Below are 6,995 nucleotides of genomic sequence, written 5' to 3' on the forward strand. Positions count from 1 at the left end.
GAAAAACATTACTATAAATGTGGTAATTTTAGTAACGGATGTAGCTAGATCAACCTAAAATAGCCATCACCAAAAATTGAAGATTATTCTAGTAGCGAGTTAGAGAAAATTTTCAAACAGCACATAGATAATAACAATACACTGATCAGAACTGATAAGTGGACAGGCTATACTCCTCTGGTAAAAAATTACAATATAGAACAAGATTATTCAAAGAAAGGTCAGAACTTTAGGCAGTTACACTTACATATTATGAATATAAAGAACTGGATTAGGGGGATTCATCACCATGTCAGTGATCAATATATCCAACGATATTTAGATGAATTTCATTTTCGATTTAATAGAAGAGTATATCGGAAAACGATTTTCAAAAAATTAGTAGAACGGATGGTTTCTTCAATTCATGTCACCCAAAAACAGCTTTGTGATTGGGCGACGTAAGTTTATATACCTATATATATATTTAAAGTATCTTCTTTTTTTAATTCATCCCTTCGTCGGTACTAGTAGTTATATCCTCTTCTAGTCCAATAAAGTTCATATCCTTAGCGTTAGTAACACTATCCTGTACCATATGATACCCATTCAAATCTGATGTTGTATCTACAGGTGTAATACTTTCATCCTCAACAAATTCACATGATGAAAGAATTAAAATAAATATGGATACTGCACTAAAAAATTTTAACTTTAACATAATTGATCCTTCTAATGATAGTTACTTGACTTACTTTCTATCTATTAGACTCGGTATTCTTGAAATGCCACCACTTAATTTCAAAAAAATGAAATTTTTTCTTTTTTTAACATTTAGTTGCTTTTTATTTACTTCTGTAAATGCTCAGCATTATGATGACTCAGCTCTTAAAAAGAAAGCTTTTACAGCCTTTAATAATAGAGAGTATGACTCTTCTATCTATTATTTTACGCAGATTGAAAAACAAACCAAAAGCCTAAATAATAAGATTTTTAGTCAACGAGCATTAGGACAACTATACGGGAAAGAGAAATTAGACCTTACAAAAGGAATCAAATGGTTAAAAAAAACTGTTGAAACTATTGAAAGAGAATCAAATGATAATAAGCACTCTTCATATACACTATCATTGCAATTTTTAGGTGACTATTATTTGTATTTGGGTAAAAATGATTCCGCTGAATATTTTTTAAAAAAAGGATGTCTCACTTATTTGAATAATAAAGAAAAATTTAAAAATAATTATTATATACTCAGTAAATTCAATACATTCTTTTACAGAAGAAAAGAATATAACCTAAGTAAAGAAATACTAAATAATCTCATTCAAAAAGACAATAGAGATTATAATGTTTTAAGTAATTATTTAAGTTTATGTATTCAGATTAATGATTCAGTAGAAATAAAGAATACTGTTGAAAAAATAAATAGCTTAGAAAAAATTCGTGCAGGAGGTCACTTTTTTTACCTTGGTGAATACGCCCTTAAAGGTGATCATTATAATAAAGCTATTGAATATTATAACTCTTACATTAAACAATATAATCTCTTTTTTCAAAATCCAGGTGACTATACTTACAGCAATGATGAAATCAAGATAAGGCACTATTATATTGCTAGAACTTATTTACAAATATCTCAGTGTTATAGAGGACTCAAGAACGATAATAAAAGATTAGAGTACCTCTTGAAAGCGAAAAAAGAAATTCAAAAAGGCCTTTCATTTCCCACACAAGATATGAATGTGATGGCCTCTGAGATTTACAGGGCTTTGGATATTTATCATCATGAACATGAGATACTAACTTCTATCAATTATATTGATTCTGCTCAGAAATTAATTGAGAATCAACTCCTAGTACATGAAAAGGATACGAATCAGGTTTTGTTGAATCAACTTATTCTTCAGAATTTCTATAAAGCAGAGTTTTCTGGAAATATTGAAGAACAAGAAAAATACTATTGGCAATCTTATTTGATGCTCAAAAAGTTTGTGGGTAATCAGTATAATGATGATGATCAATTATATCAATTCAAGAACCTGAAAGATATTCAAAATCAATTTATTATCTTCTTTACTCGTTTGTATCAACAAAAGAAAGACAAGGAGTACCTCTATAAGGTTTTGGAGATTATTGAAAACTCTAAATCAAATATTCTCTATAAAAGAAGCCAAGGGTTAGAAAACCTCACTTTTGAACAGTATATCAATACACCAAATATTGACAGTTTAAGGAATAAAATTAATAGTCCGCCTTTATTGAGCAGTGATGTAATTCAGGAATATTTTAAAGATTACTATGGTGGCAAGTCATTCGTGTCATATTATCCTTTGAAAGAAGGGTTAATTATGGCAGGGTATATTGATGGAGATTTCTTCTTGGAAACGAAATGCTTACCTGATACATGGAATAACCTTATCAAAAGTGTACACAAAGAACTGAGTGAGAGCAATCTTTTTATCGACCGTTCATTCAATCATCAACTTTTAGAAATAGGAGAGTTTTTGATACCGGATAAATTAAAAAATGCAGAAGATAAAAGAGTTGTTTTTTCGCCTTCTGGCAATCTGACTTTTATTCCTTTTGAAATTCTTAAAAGTCAGAAGGGGTATTATTTAGATCAGTGGGCAATCTCTTACAGCTTTTCCCTGCATCATGAATATTCTATCCAAAGACCAATTGATGAGGATTATGCACCTATAGAAATATTAGGCGTTGCTCCTTACAACAAAATCAATCTTCCTTTTTCATTGGATGAATTAAAAGCATTTACAGATAATATACTGAGTGATAAAGAAGCTAATATGGAAAATACGCTTCAAAAGATAAATGACATTAATATTCTTCACCTTGCGACACACACCACAATTAGTAAAACAGCAAAGGACTCGAATATTGAATTTTATCCTGGGGATGGTACTCAGAAACACTCATTGAGCTTCAACGAAGTGGCTAATAAAGATTTATCCCATTTACAGCTAGTATCTTTGAGTAGTTGTCACTCGGCAGACGGTCCATACATTGATGGTGAAGGGATTCTTAGTTTGCAAAGAGCCTTCGCTTATGCCAGTGTACACTCCATATTGGCTAGTAAATGGGATGTCAATGATGAGGTTTCTTCTATTATAATGGCTAGTTTCTATGACTATATAAAACAAGGCTGGGAAAAGGATATTGCGCTTCAAAAAGCGAAAAAGGATTTTTGGAGCGACAACCCTTCCCTGAAAATCAACCCTATTTACTGGGGCAACATTGTTTTATTTGGAGATTCTGACCCAATATCTTCAGCAAGTCTTCAAAAAACTTTAATTGAATATCTTCCTTTTGATTTTAAGTAAATAGATATCATAAAGAAGATAATTATCAATCTGGTCAAAATATAAATGCTCTTCGTCATTTTGTATTTTGCCCATTAATTGATCTACCTGATCAAAGTCTTCCAAACCTAAATTAGCATTTAAGAGAAACCAGTCTTTATGGTCTGACTCTGGAAGACCATTTAATGTTTTCACTGCCTCTTCATAGTTTTCTGAGTTGATTTGCTGTAATGCAACTTCCAAACGAGGTGGGTCTTTCTCGTTTTCTGACTGAGAACTCCTAGTGTAGTTAGTGTAACACTTCTCTTCAATGATTGATCTTGTATTCAACTGTACAAGATAAATCGAGAAAAAGGAGAAGAGAAGTATTGCAGCCGCTGAAGACCACCTCACGCTAAGTGTGATAAGGTTGTCTTTCTTCATCTGAGCCCTCACGTCCTTTACTTCCTGAGAGATTTTCTCAACGTAAAGTCGTTCTTCTATAATTTTTTCTGACAACATACTTCGATATTTTTAGTTCTACTTATTAGACTCCAAATCCTTGATTTGTCACCATTTAAATGATTATTTTTTATCAAGGCACTCTGAAATATTGTCCAATAAATCACTAATTTTCTCTGTTGAATTTTCTAATCCTTTGCGTAGATAATTAATACATCTACTCTTCTTATTTCTTATAAATTTCTCTGAAGTATACTTCCCTTTGAACTTCGTAAGTATCTCTTCATAAGTAAGTTGCTGAAAATAAAAGTAGGTTAATAGCTTCTGGCAATCTTCTCCTATTTTATTTAAAAGCTCTCTGAATCTATGCTTGGTATCCAAGTCATCTCCGTCAGCCAAAGGCAGCTCATCAGAAAAGTCCACATCATTGTCACTATTACCATCTACGGCTTCATTATCATACGAAACATCATAACGATTTCTCTTTTTCAGAGTAGATAGCCACATGTTTTTAGAAATCGTAAACAAATAAGTTGAGATATGAGCTTCACCCTTGAATTGATCTTTATCGATACTCCAAATGACTTTTGCTATAGCATCTTGAAAGACATCTTCAGCATCTTCATTTGTCCCATCCATTTTTTTAATCAAAGCTTTTACCTTATCATAATACAATTTATATAGTTCTCTAATTGTTTTCTCATAATTCTTTCGGTTCTTGATATTCTCTATTATCTGCTTAGATGAATAGCTATTTTTTTTAATGAAAAACATAGTAAGGTTTTGTTGCTGCTAATTCAGAGGATTTTACAAAAGCATTTAGGTTTTCCCAGAGAGCATGTCCAATCATACTCTTCAATACCAAAACAAGATTAATCGTAGCCTCATTCTTAAACTGGTACTTAGTCAAATTAGAGTATAAATTTATAAAAGACAAAAATCTCTTAATTTTAAGTTGTAACTTTTTATACAAAAAAGTGATAATCAAATAACAATATATTCAACTATCACTTCATTTTTTTGAAATTCTCTTACTTTTTACGCCTTTCTTCAAGCTCCATTCTATGGAAATAATCAATGGCTGCATCTCTTACTTTAGGTGATAAAAGCAATGCTCCTAACATTGTTGGGATTGCCATTGTAGCATATACACCATCAATCAAATTAATAATAGCCTTGAGCTTGATTACCGATCCCACCACAATTAATATAACGTAATAATAGTTGAAGTAATGCTTCTTATCAGCACCTATCAAATAGCCTAAACATTTGGTTCCATAATAAGAAAAGGAGAACAAAGTTGTCAATGCAAAGAAAAGGACACAAAGCGATAAAATAATAGGTCCCATTGTAGGGAAAACAGCTCTAAAAGCTTCTGTCGTCAATAATACTCCATTCACATCCTCTGCCGCTGAATCATAAACTCCTGATGCTAAGATAGCTAAGGCTGTCATGGTACAAACCACAATAGTATCAATAAATGGTCCGATCATAGCCACTAAACCTTCACGTATTGGTTCCTCCGTTTTAGCAGCGCCATGCATCATTGGTGCAGTACCGATACCAGCTTCATTAGAAAATGCAGCTCTCTTAGCTCCTATTATAATTACAGCTCCTAATGCTCCTCCACCTACTGATTCCCATTGGAATGCTTCTGAAAAAATACTGCTGATAATACCTGGTAATTTTTCAATATTCAAACCGATCATAGCAAGTACTGAAATCACATAAATAACAACCATAACCGGTACCAACTTTCCTGCAACTTTTCCAATTCTTTCGATTCCACCAAAAATGACAAAAGATACAACCACCATAATGCAAACTCCAATAATAAAGTTCATTGTATCAACGCTTGCCATAGATGACACACTTTCTGGTAAAACTACTGTTCTTACCACTTCTGTCAACTGATTCGCCTGGAACATAGGAGTAACTCCAAAAAGACCTGCTATCGCAAAAAATACAGCAAGTGGCTTCCATTTTTTTCCTAAGCCTTCTTCTATATAATACATTGGTCCGCCTTCAGCATGACCGTGTGAGTCGTGACCTCTATACATTACTGATAATGTGCAAGTAAAAAACTTTGTTGCCATGCCTAATAATGCACTAATCCACATCCAAAATAATGCTCCAGGGCCACCTGTTACCAAAGCCACTGCGACACCGCTGATATTTCCCATACCCACCGTTGCGGCAATTGCTCCAGACAATGCTTCATAGTGATCAATATCTCCTTCAGCATCAGGGTCATCATATTTCCCTCTTAATACATCAATAGCATGTTTAAAATATCGAAAAGGTAAAAACCTTGAATATATCATAAAAAATAACCCACCTCCTAAAAGTAGCACTAGAAGTGGTGTTCCCCATGCGGCTGAACTAAATGCCGCACAAAATGCTTCGAAACTTTTCATTTATGTTTAATAATCTAGTATGAGTAACAAAGTAGTATGGTAGTAGTATTCTACTTTATTGTATCAATGTTTATATACTGTAACGTAGTGTTATGTAGTTATAAAAATAGGTAACTACATGCATTCTAAGTACTTAAATAATTATTGTATTCGCAATTATATTATTAACTATTAGGAAGGGATGAATACAATACTGAAAGATTTTGAGATAAGTACAAAGTCAAAAATAAATCATAGTTAATTCTAATTTATTTTTTGTGAGTACAACGCTATAAAACGTATTAATAGTGGTTCTATTAAAAGTTTTAGGTATCTAAACTTAGATCGCCCTAAATAGTAAAACGTACTTCTGTTACGGTTAACTGATTTACATTAGTGTAAAAGTAACCAAACAACCAGATGTATTATGATCAATTTTGAAGGTTTTGACGATAGAACATTTTATTCAACATTTCAAAAAGAAGAAGATTGTCTTGAATATTTATCGACACTAAAGTGGAGTGATCATTACAAATGTAGGAAATGTGAACATACAAAATATATGAAAGGTAAAAAGTTGCATTCTAGACGTTGTCAAAAGTGTAAATATGATGAGTCTGTTACAGCTCATACCCTATTTCATAAGCTGAAATTTTCAATTCTAACTGCTTTTGAATTCATATTTAAAGTTAGTTGTGATAAGAAAGGCATGTCCACTTTAACTTTAAGTGAGAAACTGTCCTTGAGTTATCAAAGCTGTTTAAATTTCAGACGTAAAGTACAATATTCTATGCAAAGTAGTTTACAGCATCCTTTGAAGGGGTATGTTGAAGTAGATGAGTTTGCTGTAGGTGGGTAT

At 32.3% G+C, this 6,995-nt stretch carries 7 protein-coding genes; 3 read left to right on the forward strand and 4 right to left on the reverse strand.

Going from position 1 to position 6,995, the window contains the following annotated elements:
* The first annotated feature begins 75 nt into the window (after nucleotides 1–75).
* Entirely contained in the window at nucleotides 76–444 is a 369-nt protein-coding gene (locus tag HHU12_RS36000; RefSeq protein ID WP_394353224.1) for an IS1595 family transposase, read from the forward strand.
* Between the two features lie 40 nt (nucleotides 445–484).
* Here HHU12_RS36000 and HHU12_RS32475 read toward each other — a convergent pair whose 3' ends face one another.
* Entirely contained in the window at nucleotides 485–700 is a 216-nt protein-coding gene (locus tag HHU12_RS32475) for a hypothetical protein (RefSeq protein WP_169660897.1), read from the reverse strand.
* Nucleotides 701–788: 88 nt separating this feature from the next.
* Here HHU12_RS32475 and HHU12_RS32480 point away from each other — a divergent pair, with 88 nt between their 5' ends.
* Nucleotides 789–3,320, forward strand: a complete 2,532-nt coding sequence (locus HHU12_RS32480) for a CHAT domain-containing protein (RefSeq protein WP_169660898.1) — start codon at nucleotides 789–791, stop codon at nucleotides 3,318–3,320.
* Here the strand turns inward: HHU12_RS32480 and HHU12_RS32485 are convergent.
* From HHU12_RS32485 to HHU12_RS32495, 3 genes are all read right to left on the reverse strand, one after another.
* Entirely contained in the window at nucleotides 3,288–3,800 is a 513-nt protein-coding gene (locus HHU12_RS32485; RefSeq protein ID WP_169660899.1) for a hypothetical protein, read from the reverse strand. The two genes, HHU12_RS32480 and HHU12_RS32485, sit on opposite strands and share 33 nt — an antisense overlap.
* A gap of 63 nt (nucleotides 3,801–3,863) precedes the next feature.
* Nucleotides 3,864–4,514 (reverse strand): RNA polymerase sigma factor, encoded by a 651-nt coding sequence (locus HHU12_RS32490; RefSeq protein WP_169660900.1) that lies wholly within the window; start codon nucleotides 4,512–4,514, stop codon nucleotides 3,864–3,866.
* A 257-nt stretch (nucleotides 4,515–4,771) separates the two neighbouring features.
* The gene (locus tag HHU12_RS32495) at nucleotides 4,772–6,157 is read right to left on the reverse strand and encodes an alanine/glycine:cation symporter family protein (RefSeq protein ID WP_169660901.1); all 1,386 of its coding nucleotides are present in this window, start codon (nucleotides 6,155–6,157) and stop codon (nucleotides 4,772–4,774) included.
* A 406-nt stretch (nucleotides 6,158–6,563) separates the two neighbouring features.
* Between HHU12_RS32495 and HHU12_RS32500 the strand changes: the two genes are divergently transcribed.
* Nucleotides 6,564–6,995, forward strand: a 432-nt coding sequence (locus HHU12_RS32500) for a transposase (RefSeq protein ID WP_169656040.1), incomplete at its 3' end; no start/stop codon positions are given.

The sequence above is a fragment of the Flammeovirga aprica JL-4 genome (genome assembly GCF_012844305.1).
Lineage (GTDB): Bacteria > Bacteroidota > Bacteroidia > Cytophagales > Flammeovirgaceae > Flammeovirga > Flammeovirga aprica.

Excerpts from the sequence above, each read along its gene's own strand:
- HHU12_RS32475 (WP_169660897.1), bottom strand. The coding sequence starts at position 700 with ATGTTAAAGTTAAAATTTTTTAGTGCAGTATCCATATTTATTTTAATT.
- HHU12_RS32480 (WP_169660898.1), top strand. The coding sequence starts at position 789 with ATGAAATTTTTTCTTTTTTTAACATTTAGTTGCTTTTTATTTACTTCT.
- HHU12_RS32485 (WP_169660899.1), bottom strand. The coding sequence starts at position 3,800 with ATGTTGTCAGAAAAAATTATAGAAGAACGACTTTACGTTGAGAAAATC.
- HHU12_RS32490 (WP_169660900.1), bottom strand. The coding sequence starts at position 4,514 with ATGTTTTTCATTAAAAAAAATAGCTATTCATCTAAGCAGATAATAGAG.
- HHU12_RS32495 (WP_169660901.1), bottom strand. The coding sequence starts at position 6,157 with ATGAAAAGTTTCGAAGCATTTTGTGCGGCATTTAGTTCAGCCGCATGG.